The organism is Aeromonas sp. FDAARGOS 1406, assembly GCF_019048565.1.
In the GTDB taxonomy this organism is placed as follows: Bacteria; Pseudomonadota; Gammaproteobacteria; order Enterobacterales; family Aeromonadaceae; genus Aeromonas; species Aeromonas caviae.
Map to the genome: position 1 here is coordinate 2,801,778 of NZ_CP077378.1, position 19,570 is coordinate 2,821,347.

Genomic DNA, 19,570 nt, shown 5'->3' on the forward strand with positions numbered 1-19,570 from the left:
AGGCTTGCAATAATAAACAGGATCATTTCAAATAGGGCAACTATTGCCTTTGTTGAACCATCAATAAAGCCTTAATTACTGACTGGAGTTGGAGATGAGTGACAAGATTGTTCAGCTGAGCGATGCCAGCTTCGAGGCCGATGTAATCAACGCCGACAGCCCTGTTCTGGTCGATTTCTGGGCCGAATGGTGTGGACCGTGCAAGATGATTGCCCCGATCCTGAACGAAGTTGCTCAGGAATATGAAGGTCGCGTGACCGTGGCGAAATTGAACATCGATCATAACGCCGACACTCCGCCCAAGTACGGCATTCGTGGTATCCCGACCCTGCTGCTGTTCAAGAATGGTGAAGTGGCAGCGACCAAGGTCGGCGCCCTGTCCAAGACCCAACTGAAAGAGTTCCTGGACGGCAACCTGTAATAATCAAGAAGGAGCGCATTGCAATAATGCGCTCCTTGTGTTTTATCACCTAGACGCTCACCCTGATTGGTGCTAGTTTATCGCTCGTTTGCTAACCTTTTTGCCTGACTCTTTGCTTAACTACCAGCCTGGCAAGTCAAATCCGATCAGCATCAATCCAGCAGACTGTCTCCTCATTTCAATCCTTGCTTACAGACTTTCACCACTATGAATCTGACTGAACTTAAGAACACTCCTGTGTCCGAGCTGGTCCAGCTTGGCGAATCCATGGGGTTGGAAAATCTGGCTCGGGCGCACAAGAAAGACATTATCTTTGCAATCCTCAAGGCGCACGCCAAGGGCGGCGAGGATATCTTTGGCGACGGTGTGCTGGAAATCCTGACCGACGGTTTCGGTTTCCTGCGCAGTGCAGACGGCTCTTATCTCGCTGGTCCGGATGACATCTATGTCTCCCCGAGCCAGATCCGCCGCTTCAACCTGCGTACCGGCGATACCATTTCCGGCAAGATCCGGCCGCCGAAAGAGGGCGAGCGCTATTTCGCCCTGCTCAAGGTCAACGACGTCAACTACGACCGTCCGGAAAACTCCCGCAACAAGATCCTGTTTGAAAACCTCACTCCCCTGCACGCCAACGAGCGTCTGCGCATGGAGCGTGGCAACGGTTCCACCGAAGACATCACCGCCCGTGTACTGGATCTGGCATCCCCGATCGGCAAGGGCCAGCGCGGTCTCATCGTTGCACCGCCCAAGGCCGGTAAGACCATGCTGCTGCAGAACATCGCCCAGAGCATCGCCTACAACCACCCGGATTGTGAACTGATCGTGCTGCTGATTGACGAGCGTCCGGAAGAAGTGACCGAGATGCAGCGCATGGTGAAGGGCGAAGTCATCGCCTCCACCTTCGACGAGCCGGCCTCCCGTCACGTCCAGGTCGCCGAAATGGTGATCGAGAAGGCCAAGCGTCTGGTCGAGCACAAGAAGGACGTGGTGATCCTGCTGGACTCCATCACCCGTCTGGCCCGCGCCTACAACACCGTCATCCCGTCTTCCGGCAAGGTGCTGACCGGTGGTGTGGACGCCAACGCCCTGCACCGTCCGAAGCGTTTCTTCGGTGCGGCGCGCAACGTCGAAGAGGGCGGCAGCCTGACCATCATCGCCACCGCGCTGATCGATACCGGCTCCAAGATGGATGAAGTCATCTACGAAGAGTTCAAGGGTACCGGCAACATGGAACTGCACCTCTCGCGCAAGATTGCCGAGAAGCGCGTCTACCCGGCCATCGACATCACCCGCTCCGGCACCCGCAAGGAAGAGCTGCTGACCGCACCGGACGAGCTGCAGAAGATGTGGATCTTGCGCAAGATCATTCACCCCATGGGCGAGATCGACAGCATCGAGTTCCTCATCGACAAGCTGGCTGCGACCAAGACCAACGACGAGTTCTTCGACTCCATGAAGCGTCAACAGAAGTAACAGCCTCTTCCATGACAAAACCGCGGCCCAGGTCGCGGTTTTTGTTTATCTATTTCACGGCTGGCTTAGTAGTATGAAGCCTCGATGTCACAAGGAAAGAGACGTCATGAAGCTGGTGTTGTTCATATGGATGGGTTGGTTGTGGCTGGCGGCCCCGGTGCATGCCGATTCCCCGCCGCAATTGCAGGCTCCTCTGGTGGCGGACGAGGGACTGGATGGGCATCGGGCGTACCTGGACGGCCGTATGGCGCTCGGGCAGTTTGATGCCATGGACTCGTTGCTTGAGACCCTGTCGGTGGGGCAGCGGGAGTTCCTGTTGTTCCAGTTGCTGGGTGAGCTCAAGTCATCGGGCGCACCCAGCCCGGCGCTGCTGGCCTGGGTGCGGGCACAAGCGGCCAAGGCGCCACAATGGCTGGTGGAAGGGAAGGTGGACGGTTTCCTGGTGCAGCTACCCGCCTATGACTTCCCCGCCGAGGCCCGGCTGGTGTTGAGCCACTGGCAGCAGCTGGCCTGGCAGGACAACTATCGCCAGTTGCTGGAGCAGGATCGCTTCGACTTCAAGCAGGTCTACTACAGCCGCAATCCCGAGCTGGCACAGCAGCAGCAGGCCCTGCTGGCGGTGCTCGATCGGCAGCCGGTATCCGTGCTGCGCCGGGAGGCGCAGCGGCTTGCCGCCCTCAATCTCTTCCTGCCGGACAACCAGTTGCTGCTGCACTTCATCGAACAGACCGGGGAGACGGCACTCTACCTCAAGCTGTGGCGTCAGCCAGTGGATCACGATAGCCTGACTGCGCTACACACCATTTCCCGCTTTTATTCAGGTCAGGAGGCGAGCGATCTGCTGATCGCCGCCAGCCAGAACAGCCGCCTGATGGTCCCCGCCCTGCACCAGCTCAGCCGCCTCTCCCCCTTGCCGGACGGGGCCCAGCAGTTCCTCCTGGCCGAACTCGGCAAGCACCAGTATGGCGGGCTGGTGGCCGGCCTGTTGTTGCAGATGGACGAGCCCAGGTTCCTGGGTCAATTGGCAAACCGGTTGACGCTTCAGGAGCGGCGACACGCCTCGTCCGTCATGAGGTCCGATACGGGTACACCGGATACGCCGCCAGGGTTATAATGCGGGACCACCTGATCCCGCTGGGGTACTTGCATGAAATACAAGGACTTGCGTGATTTTATCGCGCAGTTGGAACAAAACGGACAGCTCAGGCGCATCAGTCGCGAGATAGACCCCTATCTGGAGATGACCGAGATCAGCGACCGTACCCTGCGTGCGGGGGGCCCGGCTCTGCTGTTTGAGAATCCCAAGGGCTACACCATGCCGGTGTTGACCAACCTGTTCGGCACGCCGGACCGGGTTGCCATGGGCATGGGCCAGCCCAACGTCAGCGCCCTGCGCCAGGTGGGGACCTGGCTCTCCTATCTGAAAGAGCCGGAGCCGCCTCGCGGGCTCAAGGAGCTGATGGAGAAGCTGCCCATCTTCAAGCAGGTGCTCAACATGCCGACCAAGCGGCTCTCTTCGGCCCCCTGTCAGCAGGTGGTGCTGGAAGGGGACGCGGTGGATCTGGATCAGATCCCCATCCAGCACTGCTGGCCCGGGGATGTGGCGCCCCTGGTCACCTGGGGTCTGACCATCACCCGCGGTCCCTACAAGAAGCGGCAGAACCTCGGCATCTATCGCCAGCAGAAAATCGGCAAGAACAAGCTGATCATGCGCTGGCTGGATCACCGGGGCGGCGCCATCGATTTTCGCGAGTGGCAGGAGGCCCACCCGGGCGAACGCTTCCCGGTGGCGGTGGCGCTGGGCGCCGATCCGGCGACCATCCTGGGCGCGGTGACGCCGGTCCCGGACAGCCTCTCCGAATACGCCTTTGCCGGTCTGCTGCGGGGCAGCCGTACCGAGGTGGTGAAGGCGCTGAGCTGCGATCTGGAAGTGCCCGCCAGCGCCGAGATCGTGCTGGAAGGCTATCTGGAGCCGGGGGAGATGGCCCCCGAAGGGCCTTACGGCGATCACACCGGCTACTACAACGAAGTGGACGAGTTCCCGGTCTTCACCATCACCCACATGACCATGCGCCGGGATGCCATCTACCACAGCACCTACACCGGCCGTCCGCCCGATGAGCCGGCGGTGCTCGGGGTGGCGCTCAACGAGGTGTTCGTGCCGCTGTTGCAGAAGCAGTTCCCCGAGATAGTGGACTTCTACCTGCCGCCGGAGGGGTGCTCCTACCGGATGGCGGTGGTGACCATCAAGAAGCGTTACCCTGGCCACGCCAAGCGGGTGATGCTGGGAGTCTGGTCCTTCCTGCGCCAGTTCATGTACACCAAGTTCGTGATCGTCTGCGATGACGACATCAACGCCCGCGACTGGAAGGACGTGATCTGGGCCATCACCACCCGGATGGACCCGGCTCGCGACACCACCCTGATCGAGCACACCCCCATCGACTACCTGGACTTCGCCTCTCCGGTCTCCGGGCTCGGCTCCAAAATGGGGCTGGATGCCACCAACAAGTGGCCGGGGGAGAGCAATCGGGAGTGGGGTCAGCCCATCGTTCAGGACGAGGCGGTAAAGCAGAAGATCGATGCCATCTGGGATGAGCTGAAGATCCTCGACTGAGGGATCCCCGATGGGGCGCGGCCATTGTGACGCAAAAGTGCGGTATTGCCGTGCCGAATTGGGTATGCTCGACGGACCTGACCACCAACTGGTCGCCATAAAAACAGTGAAACCATGAGCGAAGCGGGCCGGGCAGGCCCCTCACAAGGACAAGAATGCAACGTATCAAGTGCCGCGTAGAGGAACTGCGCGAATATGTCGACACCATCTGGCACGTGGCGCTGGCGCCGCAGCAGGAGGTGAGCTTCAAGCCGGGCCAGTATCTGCTGGTGGTGATGAGCGATTCGGACAAGCGCCCCTTCTCCATCGCCAACTCGCCGACCCGCTCCGGCGTGCTGGAGCTGCAGATCGGTGCCACTCCCGAGAATGCCTATGCCGGTCAGGTGCTGGCCCGCATGCGCGAGCAGGGAGAGATCGAGGTCGAGCTGGCCGCCGGCAAGGCGTTCCTGCGCGACGAATCCCCCCGACCGCTGATCCTGATGGCGGGAGGCACCGGCTTCTCCTATGCCCGCGCCATCCTGGAATACCTGATCGGCAGCGGCAGCAAGCGTCCGGTGTTCCTCTACTGGGGGGTACGCCAGGCGCACTGGCTCTACGAGCTGGAGCAGATGCAGCAGTGGGAGCGCGACTATGCGCCGCTGACCTTCATTCCCGTGGTGCAGGAGCCCGAGAGCGACTGGACCGGCAGGACCGGGCTGGTGCACAAGGCCATCATGGATGACTTCGTCAGCCTGCATGACTACGACATCTATGTGGCGGGCCGCTTCGAGATGGCCGGTGCCGCGCGGGAAGAGTTCAAGGTGCTGGGCGCCGAGCCCGAGCGCATCTTCGGCGATGCCTACGAGTTTATCTGACCACGGCCAACCGCAGAGCGTCGATCTGCCCCCTTATCGTCTTGCGAGAGAAGGGGGATGAGAAACTCGTTGTCCCCATAAAAACGACAAACCCCAGCCTGGCTGGGGTTTGTGCTATCTACGGCGGGTCACGCCGGATCATTCGCCCTTGGCAGCGAGCTGCTGCTCGAGCTGGGCCAGCTTGGCCTCGAGGGCGGTCAGCTTCTCCCGGGTGCGCAGCAGCACCTTGGTCTGCACGTCGAACTCCTCGCGGCTAACCAGATCCAGCTTGTTGAGCTGGGCCTGCAAGACCTGACGGGTCTTTTTCTCCACCTCTTCACCCATGCTGCGAATGCCGGGGGGTAGGGCGTTGTGTATCTGTTTGGCGATCTCTTCCAGTTTTTTCGGGTCGATCATGGGGGTCTCCTTAAGCAATGGCGCCATTCTACCGACAAATCGTCCCCTTTGCCGAGATCGGAGCGGCTTTTTGCGCCATGGATCCAGCCGGGCTCTGGTCGGGTCTGGTTGATGTACCCTGGCTGCTACCCTGTGACACCGGGAATCAATTCCAATTCCTTGATGGTGTACACAAAAAAATCAGATCAGATGACTGACCAGAGGCTTATTAATTGTTGCGTTGCTGTTAATATGATTCGGTCGGGTTTGAACCCTACCCCGTCAGGCTCATCATGGATAACAACATAAAAGAGATAAGGATATGAAGAAAAAGCTAATTTACGCGGCCGTCGTCAGTGCGCTGCTGAGCGGTTGTGGTGGCAGTGACGACAACACAGGCGATACCTCAAGCTATCTCGATTATCTGCTGAGCGGCTCCAATGCAGTCCGACCCAGCGCCCTGGCAGCCCGTGCGACCGACGGTACCCTGAAATTCTCCACGGAAACGGCGGATCTCTCCAACCCGGTGTCCGCCCTCTCCACCCTGGATGGCTGGTCGACTACCCAGGCGATCCAGATAGTGCCGGTGACGGCCTCCGGCATCCAGGTCAAGGCGCCGGCCGCTGCTGAATTCGCAGCCTCCGTGGCCCCCCTCTACCTGATGGAGCTGGAGTTTGACAGTGCGGCCCTGCGTCCGAGCGGCGTGAAAAAGGTGCTGACCTACGGGGTGGACTTCGTGGTGGCCGAGACGACCGGGAAGCTGAATCTGGTGCCGCTCAAGCCGCTCAACCCCTCTTCCTACTACATGATAGTGGCGACCGATACCCTCAAAGACAGCACGGGTGCCCCCCTGCGACCGGGTAGCGACTACAGCAACTACAAGACCAGCACCGGCAGCAACGCCCAGGAGCAGACCATCAGCGGCCTGATTGCGCTGCAGGAAGGGCTGTTCAAGGCTGCCACCGGCATCACTAGCGACCACGTGATCTTCTCCGACTGGTTCGGTACCCAGTCCGGCGCCGACGTGCTGGTGGCGGTGAAAGGGGCGGCCGCATCCGTGCTCAAGAGCCCGACCCTGGACGCTGCCGCCCTGTGGAAGCAGGACGCCTTGGGCAATACCAGCCTGCCTGGCACCTATACCCTGTCGGTGAGCGGCGGCAGCCCCTTCCTGACCCAGCTGGACGCCGAGAACTTCCTGCCCCAGGAGCAGAAGGATGCGATTGCCGCCGCTTTTGGTGACGGCACTCCACTCCACAATCTGGCCTTGGGTACCACCGTCTACAGCGGCACCGTCAAGCTGCCCTACTTCCTCTCCTCCCCGACCACCGCCGGCTCCTGGGACAAGGCGAAGACCCAGTCCTGGCACGGTGCCATCCCCAGCCTCTACGCCATCGCGAACGCCCTGAAGGCCCAGGATGCCGAAGTGATCGGCGGCCTGGTGGGGGCGGGTGTGGATCCGGCCCTGCTGGGCGAACTCATCGCCGATCCGAGCCGTCAGGCCGAGCTGCTGGCGGAGGCGAGCAAGTTGATCGGGGTGACCCTCACCTCCGGCGGCAAGGCGCTGGATCCCGAGATGAATATCGGGCGCTTCAACCCGCTGCCGGCATTGGAAGAGGTGCAGTCCGTCCCGATGCGGATCTTTGCCGCCGCACCGCTGGCGAACATCACCGACGTGATCATCTATCAGCACGGCGTCACCTCGGTGAAGGAGAACGCCTACGCCCTGGCCCTTGGCCAGATTGGTGCCGGTGCCCAGGCGAGCAAGAACGTGGCCGTGGTGGTGATCGATCATCCGTTGCACGGTGAACGCGGCTTCGCCCTGACCGGCAGCATGGACTCGGTGACCACCTCCGACAACCCGACCCCCTACCTGAACCTGAGCTACCTGACCGTGGCCCGCGACAACCTGAAACAGAGCGTCGCGGATCTGCTGGGCCTGCGTCTGGCGGTGGGGCTGGCCAATGCCAAGGGGGCTATCGGCACCGCTGGCAGCCTCAAGGTACACTTCCTGGGTCACTCTCTGGGTGCCATCGCGGGGGCCAACCTGCTGGCGGTGGCCAACCAGTCTGTTGGCAACCCGACGGCAGACGCCCTGTTCAAGTTCGACACTGGCGGCCTGGCCATGCCGGGTGGCGGCATAGCGCCGCTGTTGCTGAACTCGCCGACCTTCGGCCCGACCATCCAGATGAGCGTGCTGACCGCTGGCAGTGCGGCCCTGAAGGCAGCCTTCACCGCCTACGCCCCGAACTGCAAGACGGCGGTGCCGACCTGCTTCGTCAACGAGTTCCTGCCGAGCCAGGATGCGGCCACCCAGGCCACGGCGGCCAGCACCCTGCAGAGCTACAGCTTCGCGGCGCAGTCGGTGCTGGATTCGGCAGACCCCATCAACTTGGGGAGCGGCATCGCGGCGGACTTCCCGCTGTTTGCCACCGAAATCGTCGGCGACGGCGCCCTGAGCCTGTCGGATCGAGTGATCCCGAACAGCATCGCCACCGCCCCGCTGGGTGGCACCGAGCCGCTGTTCAAGGTCCTGGCCCTGCAACCGCTGACCGCCACCGGCGCCGCCAACCACAGAGCGGCCCGCTTTGTGGCCGGGGGGCACAGCTCGCTGCTGGCACCTGACGAGAACTTCGATCCGACCGGCGCCGTCACCACCGAGATGCAGACCCAGTTCGGCAGCTTCTTCGCAAGCGGCGGTACCGCGGTCAAGGTGACCGACGGCAGCCTGCTCAAGCAGTAAGCCGGCCGACCAATAAAAACGCCGCCCCTTGGGGCGGCGTTTTTTTATGGCAAATCGGCTCAGGCTGGCCTGTGGTGCCTGTCCAGCCAGCCTTGGGCAAGGCCGACCAGCAGACCCGCCAGGTGAGCCATGTTGGTGGTCGCTTTGGTTGCCGAGCCGTTGCCGGCAACCAGGCCTCACCCCGGCCTGTGGTGCCTGTCCAGCCAGCCCTGGGCAAGGCCGACCAGCAGGCCGACCAAATGGGCCATGTTGGCGGTGGGGGTGCCGAGCATGTCCAGGAAGCCGAGTACCAGCCAGACCAGCATGAAGCCCATCAGGGCTGGCGGCATGGCGAGGCCGCAATCCGGTTGCAGCCTGGTTCGCAGCCAGCTGTAGCCGAGCAGGGCATAGACCACCCCGGAGAGGCCGCCAAAGCGCGGGCCGCTGACAAAGAACTCGGCGATATTGGGCAGGGCAGCCCCGACGATGAGCAGGATGAACAGCTTGCCGCTGCCGAGGCGCTGCTCTATCTGGCCACCGAGATACCACCACCACAACAGGTTGAACACCAGGTGCAGCACCGAGAAGTGGATGAAGGCCGGGGTGACGTAGCGCCAGGCCTGCCAGTCGGTGAACTGGGCCAGGGTGGGGTGGAAGGCGAGCTCGTCGAAGATGGGCAGGCCGATGGCATCCAGAGCGTAGATGGCCAGGCAGGCGATGATGACCACCAGGGTCAGGGGGCCCGCCTGGTGGAGGAAATCGGTGACCGGATCCGTCATCCCCTTGCTGTAGTCGATCCGGGCATCGGCATGGCCGGATTGCCAGGAGGCCTCCATGTAGCGGGGGTGATTGGGTTCGCTCAGGAAGCGCTTGACCTCCTGCTGGGCCTGGGCGAGGCGCCGTTCGTCTGCCAGCCAGACCGAGACGCCAAGCTCTGACTGGGTCAGCTCGCACGGAATGCCCAGGGTAGCGAGATAATCCACCAGCGCCTGGGCCATGCGGGCGTCACCCAGCACCAGCAGTTGGATCATGCCGGTTGAGGAGGAGCGACCCGCCTCTGTCATGCGTCCCCCGCCTGGATGGGGAACTCCCTGCGCCAGGCCTCGAAACCGCCATCCAGGCTATAGACCTCGTCATAGCCTTGTTGCAGCAGGTACTGGGCCGCCCCCTGGCTGCTGTTGCCGTGATAGCACATCACGATGACAGGGGTATCGAAGTCCACCTCGTTCATAAAGCGAACCAGGGTGCCGTTGGTAAGGTGGAAGGCGCCGACTGCGTGGGCCGTCTCGAAGGATTGGGGATCGCGAATGTCCACGAGACGGGCTTCGCCTGCGCTCAGCTTCTGGTGGGCATCATGGGCGCTGATATGGGCAAACTGGTCCATTGAGATGTCCTGAAAATGGAAGGTTGAAGGGCAGTTTACCGCAAGCGGCGGTTTGCGCTAAGTGTGCAATGGAGGCGGCATCCAGGGGATCGCAATTTTCTTCAATATCGGGCCGCCCGGGCCGGGTAGGCTCGGGCTTCCCTCAATTGAATGAGCATCATCCATGGAATTCAGTCTGCTGTTATCCATGGCCGGGTTTGCCCTGGCCATGTCCATCTCCCCGGGGCCGGTGAATCTGGTCGCCCTTGGCACCGGCGCCCGGTACGGTTTCACGGCCAGCCTGCGCCACGTGGTGGGGGCCACCCTCGGCTTCATCCTGCTGCTCCTGCTGATGGGGCTGGGTCTTGGCGGCGCCCTGTCCCGCTGGCCTGTGGCGCTGGGGGCCATTCACTGGGGCGGCGTGCTCTTTCTCGGCTGGATGGCCTGGCAGTTGCTGGTGGACAGCGGCGAGGTGAAGGAAGTAGAGGGTGTGCCCCCCGCTTTCTGGTACGGGGCCTTGATGCAGTGGCTCAATCCCAAGGCCTGGCTCGCCGCCAGCATGGGGATGGGAGCCTATGGGATCGCGGGCGGCATGAGCCAGATCGCCCTCTTTACCGGCATCTATCTGGTGATCTGCCTCGGCTCCATCGCCTGCTGGGCCTATGCGGGCAGCCGATTGCAGGGGTGGCTGGTCTCTCCTCGCCGATTGCGCTGGTTCAATCGGGCCATGGCGCTCTTGCTGCTGCTCAGCGCCGCCTATCTGGTGCGCTCGTCCTGAGGGACGAGCTGCGCTTTGTACTGGCCCGGGGTGGCGGCCACCCGGCGTTTGAACTGGCGCTGGAAGTGGGCCTGATCGGCAAAACCGCTGGCAAGGGCCACTTCCGCCAGGGGCTGCCCCTGGCGCAGCAGGGTGCGGGCGTGGCGAATGCGCTGATCGAGCAGGTAGGCGTGGGGCGTCATGCCGTAGTGGCGGCTGAAGGCGCGCACGAAGTGGGAAGGGGTAAGCCCGGCCACCGCACTCAGCTGTGCCAGGGTGAGGGCGCAGGCACTCTCGTCCTGCATCAGCTCGGCGGCTCGCTGCAGGTGCCGGGGAGGGCGGTCATCCCACTTGGCCGGGGTGAGCCTGGCCAGAAGCTGGCGGCTGAAGAGGTGGCAGGCCACTTCGCGAGCCAGGGGATCCGGCTCCTCCACCAGTTGCCGATGAAGCCGGCAGAGCCCCTGGTAGAGCAGGGGATCCCGGCTTGCGGTCATGTCGAAGGGGCGAAACGCGTTGCCGAGCCCGGCCTCCTCCTGCTGGCGCTGCAACCAGAGGTTGTCGATGTAGAACATCAGATAGGACCAGGGCTGGTCCGCGACGGGATTGCAGGCGTGCACCTCTTCCGGGTTCATCAACACCAGGCTGCCGCGGCCGACCTCTTGCAGGCTGCGCTGGTTGAGGTAGTGGCTGTGGCCGCCGGTGATGGCGCTGATGGAGAAGTGGGGGTGGCTGTGCTTGTCGTAGCAGACGCGCCGGCCATCCTGCACCGCCCGCGCCTCGATGAAGGGCAGGGCGGGATCGTGCCAGAAGTGGTGCTGATCCTGCGTCGCCCGCGCACGGCTCACGATGTGCTCCTCGGCGGGGGGCTGTTCCCCTGCCTGGCTCGGGGAGCGCGGCAGGGGAAGGGTGACGATGGTTGCTGCATCCTCAGCCGCCGAGATAGGCCTGGCGGACGGCGGGGTTGGCCAGCAGGGCCTCTCCCGTGTCTTGCAGCACCACCCGGCCGTTCTCCAGCACATAGCCGCGATCCGCCAGCTTGAGCGCCTGGTTCGCGTTCTGCTCCACCAGGAAGATGGTCATCCCCTTCTGGCGCAGTTGCTCTATGGTGTCGAAGATCTGCTGGATGACGATGGGCGCCAATCCGAGGGAGGGTTCATCAAGCAGCAGCAGGCGCGGCTTGCTCATCAGGGCGCGGCCGATGGCCAGCATCTGCTGCTCGCCGCCGGACATGGTGCCTGCCCGCTGCTCCAGCCGCTCCTGCAGGCGGGGGAACAAGGTAAATATCTGATCCAGCAGGCCGCGCTGCTCCGCCTTGTCGACGAAGAAGGCCCCCATCAGCAGGTTCTCCTCCACCGTGAGGCGGGCGAAGATGCGGCGCCCCTCCGGCACCACGGCGATGTCCTTGCGCATGATGCGGGCGGTGGTGAGAGAGTCTATCTGCTCCCCCTCGAACCAGATGGAACCGCTGCTGGGCTTGGGCTCGCCACACAGGGTCATCAGCAGAGTGGTCTTGCCGGCGCCGTTGGCGCCGATCAGGGTGACGATTTCCCCCTCTTTCACCTCGACGCTGACGTCGTGCAGCGCCTGAATTTTGCCGTAGTGGGTCGATACGTTGCGAAGTTCTAACATCTTTTTGTCCTTACGACTCGCCCAGATAGGCCTTGATCACCGCCGGATTGCTGCGGATTTCGTCCGGTTTGCCGTGGGCCAGCGGGGTGCCCTGGTTGACCACGAAGATGCGGTTGGAGATCTCCATCACCAGCTTCATGTCGTGCTCGATCAGCAGCACCGAGACCCCGAACTCGTCCCTCAGGTTGGAGATGAGCTCGTTGAGCTCGTCGGTCTCCTTGGGGTTGAGGCCTGCGGCCGGTTCATCCAGCATCAGCAGTTCGGGCCGGGTCGCCATGCAGCGGGCGATCTCGAGGCGGCGCTGCTGGCCGTAAGCCAGGTTGCCCGCGGCGCGGTTGGCGAGATCCTTGAGGCCCACCTTTTCCAGCCAGAAGGCGGACTGCTCCAACCCCTCTTTCTCGGCACGGCGGAAGGAGGGGGTCTTGAACAGGCCGGCGATGAAGCCGGTATTGAGATGCCTGTGCTGGGCCACCAGCAGGTTTTCCACCGCCGTCATCTCCTTGAACAGGCGCACGTGCTGGAAAGTCCGCACTATGCCCTTGCGGGCGATGAGGTGGCCGGGCAACCCCTGGATCTCCTCACCCTTGTAGCGAATGACACCGCCACTCGGGCGATAGAAGCCGGTCAGGCAGTTGAAGATGGTGGTCTTGCCCGCCCCGTTGGGGCCGATGATGGAGATCACCTCCCCCTTTTCCACATCCAGCTTGACGCCGTTGACCGCGAGCAGGCCGCCAAAGCGCATCGACAGATCTGAGACATCCAACAATGGTTGATTGTTGCTCATTTACGCAGCTCCATATGGGGTCGACTCATGGGCAGCAGTCCCTGCGGCCGCCAGATCATCATGAATACCATCAAGAGACCGAACATCAGCATGCGATATTCGTTGAACTCGCGGGCGAGCTCCGGCAGCACCGTCATCACGATGGCCGCCAGCACCACCCCGATCTGGGATCCCATGCCCCCCAGCACCACAATCGCAAGAACGATGGCCGACTCGATGAAGACGAAGGATTCCGGGCTGATGAAGCCCTGGCGTGAGGCGAAGAAGCTGCCGGCAAAGCCCGCGAAGCAGGCGCCTATGGTGAAGGCGGTCAGCTTGATGATGGTGGGGTTGAGCCCCAGGGACTTGCAGGCGATCTCGTCTTCCCGCAGCGCCTCCCAGGCACGGCCGAGCGGCATGCGCAGCAGGCGGTTGATGACGAACAGGGTCGCCACTACCAGCACCAGGGCCATCAGGTAGAGGAAGATCACCTTGTGGTTGGCGTTGTAGGCGATGCCGAAGAAGTCGTGGAAGGTGCCAAAGCCCCCATCCTTGACGGTGCGGTTGAACTCCAGGCCCCCCAGGGTCGGTTTCGGAATGCCGGAGATCCCGTTCGGACCGCCGGTCAGGGTGGTCATGTTGTTGAGCAGGATGCGGATGATCTCGCCAAAGCCCAGGGTGACGATGGCCAGGTAGTCCCCCCGCAGCCGCAGCACCGGGAACCCGAGCAGGAAGCCGAAGGTGGCCGCCAGCAGACCTGCGATGGGCAGACACTCCCAGAAGCTCAGACCGAAGTAGGTGTTGAGCAGGGCGTAGCTGTAGGCGCCGACCGCATAGAAGCCGACATAGCCGAGGTCGAGCAGACCGGCGAGGCCCACCACCACGTTCAGTCCCAGCCCCAGCATGATGTAAATCAGGGTGAGGGTGGCCAGATCGATGGCGCCGCGAGAGGCCATGAAGGGCCAGCTCACCGCAAACAGCAGCACCAGCACGGCGGTGAGGTTATAGAGCTTGGGGGCCTCTTCGGGGCTTGGCAGCACCAGCTTGGTGAAGCCGACGGAGAAGCCGCTGATGGAGGCCTGGAACAGGCGGCTTATCTGGCCGCGCAGCATCTGGAACCAGAAGACGATGGTGGCGCCCCCCAGCAGCCAGGCCAGCGACACATCGAGGCGGCTCACCACCAGCAGGCGGGAGCCATCGGTCTCCAGCTTGAAGCCGAGCAGCCAGAAGGAGAGCACCAGCAGCACCAGGCTGGCGATGCAGGCATGGATAAATTGACGTTTCATCAGACTTTCTCCACTTCCGGACGGCCGAGAATGCCAGTGATGGTCATGAACAGCAGCACGAGGGCATGCATAGATTGGTTTTTCATACCTTCTCGACCTCCGGACGACCCAGGATGCCGGTGGGCATGAAGAGCAACACGAAGATGAGCAGGGCAAAGGCCATCACATCCTTGTACTCGGTGCTGAGATAGCCCGCGGTGAGCGCTTCCACCACGCCGAGCAGCAGGCCGCCCAGTACGGCACCGGGAATGCTGCCGATGCCGCCCAATACCGCGGCGGTGAAGGCCTTCAAGCCCGCCATGAAGCCGAGATAGGGGTTGATGACACCGTAGTACATGCCGAGCAGCACCCCCGCGACGGCGGCCAGGGCGGCCCCCAGCACGAAGGTGATGGAGATGACCACGTGGGTGTCTATCCCCAGCAGGTTGGCCATCTTGATGTCTTCGGAACAGGCACGGCAGGCACGCCCCATGCGGGAGCGGCCGATGAACTGGGTCAACGCCAGCATGGTGACGAAGGTCACCACGAAGATGATGAGCTGCATGTAGGAGAGGCTGGCCTGGAAGCCATCCTCGCCGCCGAGGGTCCAGCCCCCGGAGATCAGAGTGGGCATGGCGATGTCACGCGAGCCCTGGGCCATCCGCATCATGTTCTGCAGGAAGATCGACATGCCGATGGCGGAGATGAGGGGGATCAGGCGGTTGCCGCCCCGCAGTGGACGATAGGCCACCCGTTCTATGGACCAGCCATAGCTGCCGGTGATGATGATGCTGACCAGGAAGGCGCCCCCCAGCAGCAGCACGGTGCTGTCGATGCCCATCATCATGAGCCCGGCCATCACCATGAAGGCGACATAGGAGCCGATCATGTAGACCTCGCCGTGGGCGAAGTTGATCATGCCGATGATGCCGTAGACCATGGTGTAGCCGATGGCGATCAACGCATAGGTGCTGCCTATGGTCAATCCGTTCAGCAACTGCTGAACCAGATAAAGAAGGTGTTCGGACATACCGCGTTCCCTGTGTACTTGCCCGCAAAGAAAGGAGGGGTGACTCACGTCACCCCGACCGGCAGATTATTTGAGTTGAGTGGAGGTACCGTCGGCGTGCCACTGGAACACACCGAATTCGAAGCCTTTCAGGTCACCGTTCGGCGCCCAGGTCAGGGGGCCCATCACGGTGTCGATCGGTGCAGCCTTGATGGCGGCAGCGACGGCAGCCGGATCATCCTCGCCCGCCTTGGCGATACCGGCCGCCAGGGCCTGCATGGCGGCGTAGGTGGTCCAGACGAACGGACCGGAGGAGTCCTGACCCTTGGCCTTGAACGCTTCCACTATGGAGGCGTTGGCCGGCACCAGGTCATATTTGTTCGGCAGGGTCACCAGCAGGCCTTCGGAAGCAGGGCCGCCGATGGCGGAGATGTCCTTGTTGCCCACGCCTTCCGGACCCATGAACTTGGCCTTCAGACCCTTCTCGCCAGCCTGGCGCAGGATCAGACCCAGCTCGGGGTGGTAGCCGCCGTAGTAGACGAAGTCGACGTTCTCTTTTTGCAGCTTGGCGATCAGGGCGGAGAAGTCCTTGTCGCCGGCGGTGATGCCCTCATAGGCAACGACCTTGACGCCGGCCTTGTCCAGCGCGGCTTTCACGCTGGAGGCGATGCCTTCACCGTACTGTTTCTTGTCGTGGATGACGGCCACGCGCTGGGGTTTGACCTGCTCGATGATGTACTTGGCGGCGGTCGGGCCCTGGTCGCTGTCCAGACCGATGGTGCGCAGGGTCAGCTGGTAACCGCGCTCGGTGATCTTGGGGTTGGTGGAGGCGGGGGTGACCATCAGGACCCCTTCATCTTCATAGATGTCGGAGGCGGGCAGGGTGTTGTCGGAGCAGAGGTGGCCGACCACGAACTTGACGCCGTCGTTGATCACCTTGTTGGCGATGGCCACGGCCTGCTTGGGATCGCAGGCATCGTCATAGATGACGGCTTCGATCTGCTTGCCCTTGATGCCGCCCGCCTTGTTGATCTGCTCGACCGCCATCTTGCCGCCGGTGAACTGCATGTCACCGTACTGGGCGACCGGGCCGGTCAGGGGGCCGGCAATGCCGATCTTGATGGTATCGGCCGCATTGGCCATGGAAACTGATCCAAACAGAGCCAAAGAAACCGCTGCTCTGACTGCCATTTTGCTGAAGTTATGCATTGATTCGTCCCTTAATCAGTGAATTGTTTCATTTTATGCACGTCATTCCGAGCCTGTGTCCCGCCAGCCCGGCGATAGATAAGGTTCTATCATTCCTCGCCGGGCAATAACAAGATGTTAAAGATACTAACCGGAGCAGGTGTGAGAGAGGTTTTGTGAAACTAACACGCAGTTTATTGCTGTTTACTGGAGTTTAATGTCGTCAAAGTGGTGCAACATACAGATAACAAATTGTCATGGTGACAATTTCCAGAGTAAAAAACTGACGATATTTCATTCTGCATCCGCTCTCATTTTGACCAAAATCCGTTTGCGCAAAAAGAAATGACCGCATAGATTAGCCAGCATTGATAATTCACTGGCAGCGCCCGTTAAAACCAAGCCTTTATTCGGGAAATCTGCTACTGTTCCGCCTTTGTTATTCAGGAGACAGAGATGGCAACTATCAAGGATGTCGCCTCGCGCGCAGGCGTATCCATCTCCACCGTCTCACATGTACTCAATCACACCCGTCGGGTCAGCGAAGACGCAACCCAGAAAGTGCTTGAGGCGGTGGCAGAGCTGAACTACGCGCCCAACTCGGTGGCGCGCAGTCTCAAGATCAATTCGACCAAGACCATCGGCATGCTGGTGACCACCAGTGCCAACCCCTTCTTCGCGGAAGTGGTACAGGGGGTGGAAGCCTACTGCTTCGAGCAGGGTTACAGCCTGATCCTGTGCAACACCGAGAACCAGCCGCCACGCCAGCAGCACTATCTGCGCATGCTGATGGAGAAGCGGGTGGACGGTCTGCTGGTGCTGGGGACCGATATCGACACCCAGTTCAGGGACATGCTGCGTATCCACAAGAAGGTGCCGCAGGTGGTGCTGGACTGGGGCAACGAGTGCGATTTCGCCAACGTGATCAACGACAACGCCCGCATCGGCGCGCGTCTGGCGGTGCGCCATCTGCTGGAGCAGGGCCACACCAACATCGTCTGCATCACCGGCCATCTCGCCAAGCCGACTACCCAGCAACGGCTGGACGGGGTGCGCGATGCCCTAGCTGAACAGGGGATGACCCTGAAAGAAGAGCAGATCTTCGAAGGGGACTACGAGAGCCAGAGCGGCTTCGATGCCATGCAGCGCATCCTGGCCCTCACCCCTCGCCCGACCGCGGTCTTTGCCTTCGACGATCCCATGGCCATCGGTGCCATCTGCGCCGCCTGGGAGGCCGGGGTCAAGGTGCCGGACGATATCTCCATGATCGGTTATGACGACGTGGAGATGGCGCGCTTCTCCAGCCCGCCGCTCACCACCATCCGCCACCCCAAGGCCGAACTCGGCCTGCTGGCGGTGCAGCAACTGGTGAGCCGGATCCGCAACAAGGAGCTGGAAGTGGAGTCCATGACGGTGCAGCCCGAGCTTATCGTCCGCCGCTCGGTCAAGTCCCTGCGCTGACGGCGCCACGGGTGCCATGAACAAGAAACCCCCTCGCCAGCGAGGGGGTTTCTGTTTTTGGGCCCCTCTCGTATCTGGGGGCGTCAGGCCTTGAGACCGAGCCGCCTGGCGAGGCGGTGCAGGTTGCCGCCGTCCAGATCCAGCGCCCGGGCGCTGGCGGCCCAGTTGCCGTCATGGGCCGTCAGGGTCTGCTCGATGAGTTGGCGCTGGAACAGATCGGTGGCGGCGCGCAGGCCCAGGCCGGCAATGGCCGGAGAGGCGGGCTGGCTGACGGTGTCGGCGGGAAGGGATGAGCCCGTCGGTCCCAGGTTGAAGTGGTGGGGTTTCAGGGTCGGCGAGGGGCTGCCCTGTTCGGCCCTGGCCAGCACGGCGGCGCGGTGGATGGCGTGCTCCAGCTCCCGCACGTTGCCGGGCCAGTCGTGGCGCTCGAGCAGTTGCAGCGCCTGTGGCTGGATACGCAGCTGCTCCAGCCCCAGGCCGAGCCGGCAGCGCTCGCAAAAGTAACCGGCCAGCAGGGGAATGTCGCCCGGACGTTCCCGCAGTGCCGGGGCGTGGATCGGGAAGACGCTCAGCCGGTGGTAGAGGTCGGCCCGAAACTGCCCCTCGACCACCGCCTGTTTCAGATCCCGGTTGGTGGCCGCCAGGATGCGCACATTCACCTTGAGCGGGGTGTCGTCACCGATCCGCTGCAGATCGCCGTATTGCAGCACCCGCAGCAGCTTGGCCTGCAGCGCCAGCGACAGCTCCCCTATCTCGTCGAGAAACAGAGTGCCCTTGTCCGCCAGCTCGAACTTGCCCGCCCGATTGTGGATGGCGCCGGTGAAGGCCCCCTTCACGTGGCCGAACAGCTCGCTCTCGGCCACGGATTCGGGCAGGGCGGCGCAGTTGAGATAGACCAGGGGGGCATGGGCGCGGGGCGAGCCGCCATGCACCGCCTTGGCGATCAGCTCCTTGCCGACCCCGGTCTCCCCCAAAATCAGCACGTTCAGCTCGGAGCTTGCCACCACGTCTATCTCGTGGCGCAACCGGGCCATGGCGGGGGAGTGCCCTATCATCTCCGGCTGCTCAGGGCCGGGCCGGGTGCCGGGGACCAGGGGCTCGCTGCTCTGGCGGGCGAGCCGCTCCAGCAGCAGGGCGTTGTCGAGGGCGGCGGCGGCCAGAGCCCCCACCAGCCGCAGCTCCTCGTCGCTGATGCCGTCGAACTGGGTCGGGTTCATGCCGTCTATGGTCAGGGCGCCGATCAGCGCCTGATCCGAGAAGAGCGGCAGGCCGACGCAGGCGTGTACCTTGAAGTCGTCGTGATCCGGCAGCAGGCCGTCATAGGGGTCGGGCAGGGTGCTGTCGGCAGGGAAGCGCACCACATCCCCGGCGCGGGCGATGGCCTCGAGGCGCGGGTGATCCTTGAGGGCGAAGCGGCGGCCCAGCACGTCCTGCATCAGGCCGTCGATGGCCAGCGGGATGAACTGGCCCCCCTCGTAGCGCAGCAGGGCCGAGGCATCCGATTTCAGCAGGCTGCGCACGCTCTGGATCAGGCGGTGGAAGCGGTCCTGATGGGAGATGCCGAGTTGCAGGTCGAGGGCGATGCGCGCCAGGCTGTCGGTCGAGATCACGATAATTGTCCAAATGACAGTGTGTTTGTGATTTTGACTATAAAGGCATGGTGTCATAATGACAAT

At 62.6% G+C, this 19,570-nt stretch carries 18 protein-coding genes; 8 read left to right on the forward strand and 10 right to left on the reverse strand.

Annotated elements, in window-relative coordinates; genetic code table 11:
* The first annotated feature begins 94 nt into the window (after positions 1 to 94).
* The 5 genes from trxA to fre all read left to right on the forward strand — a co-directional run bounded on the left by trxA (position 95) and on the right by fre (position 5,365).
* Positions 95 to 421: a thioredoxin TrxA gene (trxA, locus tag I6L36_RS13160; RefSeq protein WP_010672369.1), complete on the forward strand. Its 327-nt coding sequence runs from the start codon at positions 95 to 97 to the stop codon at positions 419 to 421.
* A gap of 207 nt (positions 422 to 628) precedes the next feature.
* Positions 629 to 1,894: a transcription termination factor Rho gene (gene rho, locus I6L36_RS13165; RefSeq protein ID WP_010672370.1), complete on the forward strand. Its 1,266-nt coding sequence runs from the start codon at positions 629 to 631 to the stop codon at positions 1,892 to 1,894.
* Between the two features lie 106 nt (positions 1,895 to 2,000).
* Positions 2,001 to 3,008, forward strand: a complete 1,008-nt coding sequence (locus tag I6L36_RS13170) for a hypothetical protein (protein ID WP_216986715.1) — start codon at positions 2,001 to 2,003, stop codon at positions 3,006 to 3,008.
* A gap of 33 nt (positions 3,009 to 3,041) precedes the next feature.
* Positions 3,042 to 4,511, forward strand: a complete 1,470-nt coding sequence (gene ubiD / locus I6L36_RS13175) for a 4-hydroxy-3-polyprenylbenzoate decarboxylase (RefSeq protein ID WP_010672372.1) — start codon at positions 3,042 to 3,044, stop codon at positions 4,509 to 4,511.
* Positions 4,512 to 4,666: 155 nt separating this feature from the next.
* The gene (gene fre / locus I6L36_RS13180; protein WP_010672373.1) at positions 4,667 to 5,365 is read left to right on the forward strand and encodes an NAD(P)H-flavin reductase; all 699 of its coding nucleotides are present in this window, start codon (positions 4,667 to 4,669) and stop codon (positions 5,363 to 5,365) included.
* A gap of 138 nt (positions 5,366 to 5,503) precedes the next feature.
* Here fre and I6L36_RS13185 read toward each other — a convergent pair whose 3' ends face one another.
* On the reverse strand, positions 5,504 to 5,761 hold the full coding sequence (locus I6L36_RS13185; RefSeq protein ID WP_010672374.1) for an accessory factor UbiK family protein: 258 nt from the start codon (positions 5,759 to 5,761) through the stop codon (positions 5,504 to 5,506).
* Between the two features lie 301 nt (positions 5,762 to 6,062).
* Here I6L36_RS13185 and I6L36_RS13190 point away from each other — a divergent pair, with 301 nt between their 5' ends.
* The gene (locus tag I6L36_RS13190; protein WP_053288913.1) at positions 6,063 to 8,480 is read left to right on the forward strand and encodes a VolA/Pla-1 family phospholipase; all 2,418 of its coding nucleotides are present in this window, start codon (positions 6,063 to 6,065) and stop codon (positions 8,478 to 8,480) included.
* Positions 8,481 to 8,656: 176 nt separating this feature from the next.
* On the opposite strand, the gene glpG is transcribed toward I6L36_RS13190, so the two are convergent.
* Positions 8,657 to 9,490, reverse strand: coding sequence for a rhomboid family intramembrane serine protease GlpG (gene glpG, locus I6L36_RS13195; protein ID WP_029313427.1), 834 nt, complete (start codon positions 9,488 to 9,490; stop codon positions 8,657 to 8,659).
* A 29-nt stretch (positions 9,491 to 9,519) separates the two neighbouring features.
* A complete protein-coding gene (gene glpE / locus I6L36_RS13200; RefSeq protein ID WP_005307320.1) occupies positions 9,520 to 9,843 on the reverse strand; it encodes a thiosulfate sulfurtransferase GlpE in 324 nt (107 codons plus the stop codon).
* A 163-nt stretch (positions 9,844 to 10,006) separates the two neighbouring features.
* Between glpE and I6L36_RS13205 the strand changes: the two genes are divergently transcribed.
* The gene (locus tag I6L36_RS13205) at positions 10,007 to 10,600 is read left to right on the forward strand and encodes a LysE family translocator (RefSeq protein WP_053288912.1); all 594 of its coding nucleotides are present in this window, start codon (positions 10,007 to 10,009) and stop codon (positions 10,598 to 10,600) included.
* On the opposite strand, the gene I6L36_RS13210 is transcribed toward I6L36_RS13205, so the two are convergent.
* From I6L36_RS13210 to I6L36_RS13235, 6 genes are all read right to left on the reverse strand, one after another.
* Positions 10,579 to 11,424: an AraC family transcriptional regulator gene (locus I6L36_RS13210; protein WP_053288911.1), complete on the reverse strand. Its 846-nt coding sequence runs from the start codon at positions 11,422 to 11,424 to the stop codon at positions 10,579 to 10,581. The two genes, I6L36_RS13205 and I6L36_RS13210, sit on opposite strands and share 22 nt — an antisense overlap.
* A gap of 82 nt (positions 11,425 to 11,506) precedes the next feature.
* Positions 11,507 to 12,208, reverse strand: a complete 702-nt coding sequence (locus I6L36_RS13215) for an ABC transporter ATP-binding protein (RefSeq protein ID WP_053288910.1) — start codon at positions 12,206 to 12,208, stop codon at positions 11,507 to 11,509.
* A 10-nt stretch (positions 12,209 to 12,218) separates the two neighbouring features.
* Positions 12,219 to 12,992 carry a high-affinity branched-chain amino acid ABC transporter ATP-binding protein LivG gene (gene livG, locus I6L36_RS13220; RefSeq protein WP_010672381.1) on the reverse strand — a complete coding sequence of 258 codons (774 nt, stop codon included), beginning with the start codon at positions 12,990 to 12,992 and terminating at the stop codon, positions 12,219 to 12,221.
* Entirely contained in the window at positions 12,989 to 14,257 is a 1,269-nt protein-coding gene (locus tag I6L36_RS13225; protein WP_039041002.1) for a high-affinity branched-chain amino acid ABC transporter permease LivM, read from the reverse strand. The genes livG and I6L36_RS13225 overlap by 4 nt, the downstream gene beginning before the upstream one ends.
* Before the next feature lie 82 nt (positions 14,258 to 14,339).
* Positions 14,340 to 15,266 carry a high-affinity branched-chain amino acid ABC transporter permease LivH gene (gene livH, locus I6L36_RS13230; protein WP_010672383.1) on the reverse strand — a complete coding sequence of 309 codons (927 nt, stop codon included), beginning with the start codon at positions 15,264 to 15,266 and terminating at the stop codon, positions 14,340 to 14,342.
* Between the two features lie 66 nt (positions 15,267 to 15,332).
* On the reverse strand, positions 15,333 to 16,454 hold the full coding sequence (locus I6L36_RS13235) for a branched-chain amino acid ABC transporter substrate-binding protein (protein ID WP_053288908.1): 1,122 nt from the start codon (positions 16,452 to 16,454) through the stop codon (positions 15,333 to 15,335).
* Positions 16,455 to 16,889: 435 nt separating this feature from the next.
* Here I6L36_RS13235 and I6L36_RS13240 point away from each other — a divergent pair, with 435 nt between their 5' ends.
* A complete protein-coding gene (locus I6L36_RS13240; protein ID WP_042017407.1) occupies positions 16,890 to 17,894 on the forward strand; it encodes a substrate-binding domain-containing protein in 1,005 nt (334 codons plus the stop codon).
* 83 nt (positions 17,895 to 17,977) lie between these two features.
* Here I6L36_RS13240 and norR read toward each other — a convergent pair whose 3' ends face one another.
* Entirely contained in the window at positions 17,978 to 19,504 is a 1,527-nt protein-coding gene (gene norR / locus I6L36_RS13245) for a nitric oxide reductase transcriptional regulator NorR (RefSeq protein WP_053288907.1), read from the reverse strand.
* Between the last annotated feature and the right edge of the window lie 66 nt (positions 19,505 to 19,570).

Coding starts and splice junctions, on each gene's coding strand:
- fre (WP_010672373.1), top strand. CDS start 4,667: ATGCAACGTATCAAGTGCCGCGTAGAGGAACTGCGCGAATATGTCGAC.
- trxA (WP_010672369.1), top strand. CDS start 95: ATGAGTGACAAGATTGTTCAGCTGAGCGATGCCAGCTTCGAGGCCGAT.
- glpG (WP_029313427.1), bottom strand. CDS start 9,490: ATGATCCAACTGCTGGTGCTGGGTGACGCCCGCATGGCCCAGGCGCTG.
- I6L36_RS13190 (WP_053288913.1), top strand. CDS start 6,063: ATGAAGAAAAAGCTAATTTACGCGGCCGTCGTCAGTGCGCTGCTGAGC.
- livH (WP_010672383.1), bottom strand. CDS start 15,266: ATGTCCGAACACCTTCTTTATCTGGTTCAGCAGTTGCTGAACGGATTG.
- I6L36_RS13185 (WP_010672374.1), bottom strand. CDS start 5,761: ATGATCGACCCGAAAAAACTGGAAGAGATCGCCAAACAGATACACAAC.
- I6L36_RS13235 (WP_053288908.1), bottom strand. CDS start 16,454: ATGCATAACTTCAGCAAAATGGCAGTCAGAGCAGCGGTTTCTTTGGCT.
- ubiD (WP_010672372.1), top strand. CDS start 3,042: ATGAAATACAAGGACTTGCGTGATTTTATCGCGCAGTTGGAACAAAAC.
- livG (WP_010672381.1), bottom strand. CDS start 12,992: ATGAGCAACAATCAACCATTGTTGGATGTCTCAGATCTGTCGATGCGC.
- I6L36_RS13225 (WP_039041002.1), bottom strand. CDS start 14,257: ATGAAACGTCAATTTATCCATGCCTGCATCGCCAGCCTGGTGCTGCTG.
- I6L36_RS13240 (WP_042017407.1), top strand. CDS start 16,890: ATGGCAACTATCAAGGATGTCGCCTCGCGCGCAGGCGTATCCATCTCC.
- glpE (WP_005307320.1), bottom strand. CDS start 9,843: ATGGACCAGTTTGCCCATATCAGCGCCCATGATGCCCACCAGAAGCTG.
- I6L36_RS13170 (WP_216986715.1), top strand. CDS start 2,001: ATGAAGCTGGTGTTGTTCATATGGATGGGTTGGTTGTGGCTGGCGGCC.
- I6L36_RS13205 (WP_053288912.1), top strand. CDS start 10,007: ATGGAATTCAGTCTGCTGTTATCCATGGCCGGGTTTGCCCTGGCCATG.
- rho (WP_010672370.1), top strand. CDS start 629: ATGAATCTGACTGAACTTAAGAACACTCCTGTGTCCGAGCTGGTCCAG.
- I6L36_RS13215 (WP_053288910.1), bottom strand. CDS start 12,208: ATGTTAGAACTTCGCAACGTATCGACCCACTACGGCAAAATTCAGGCG.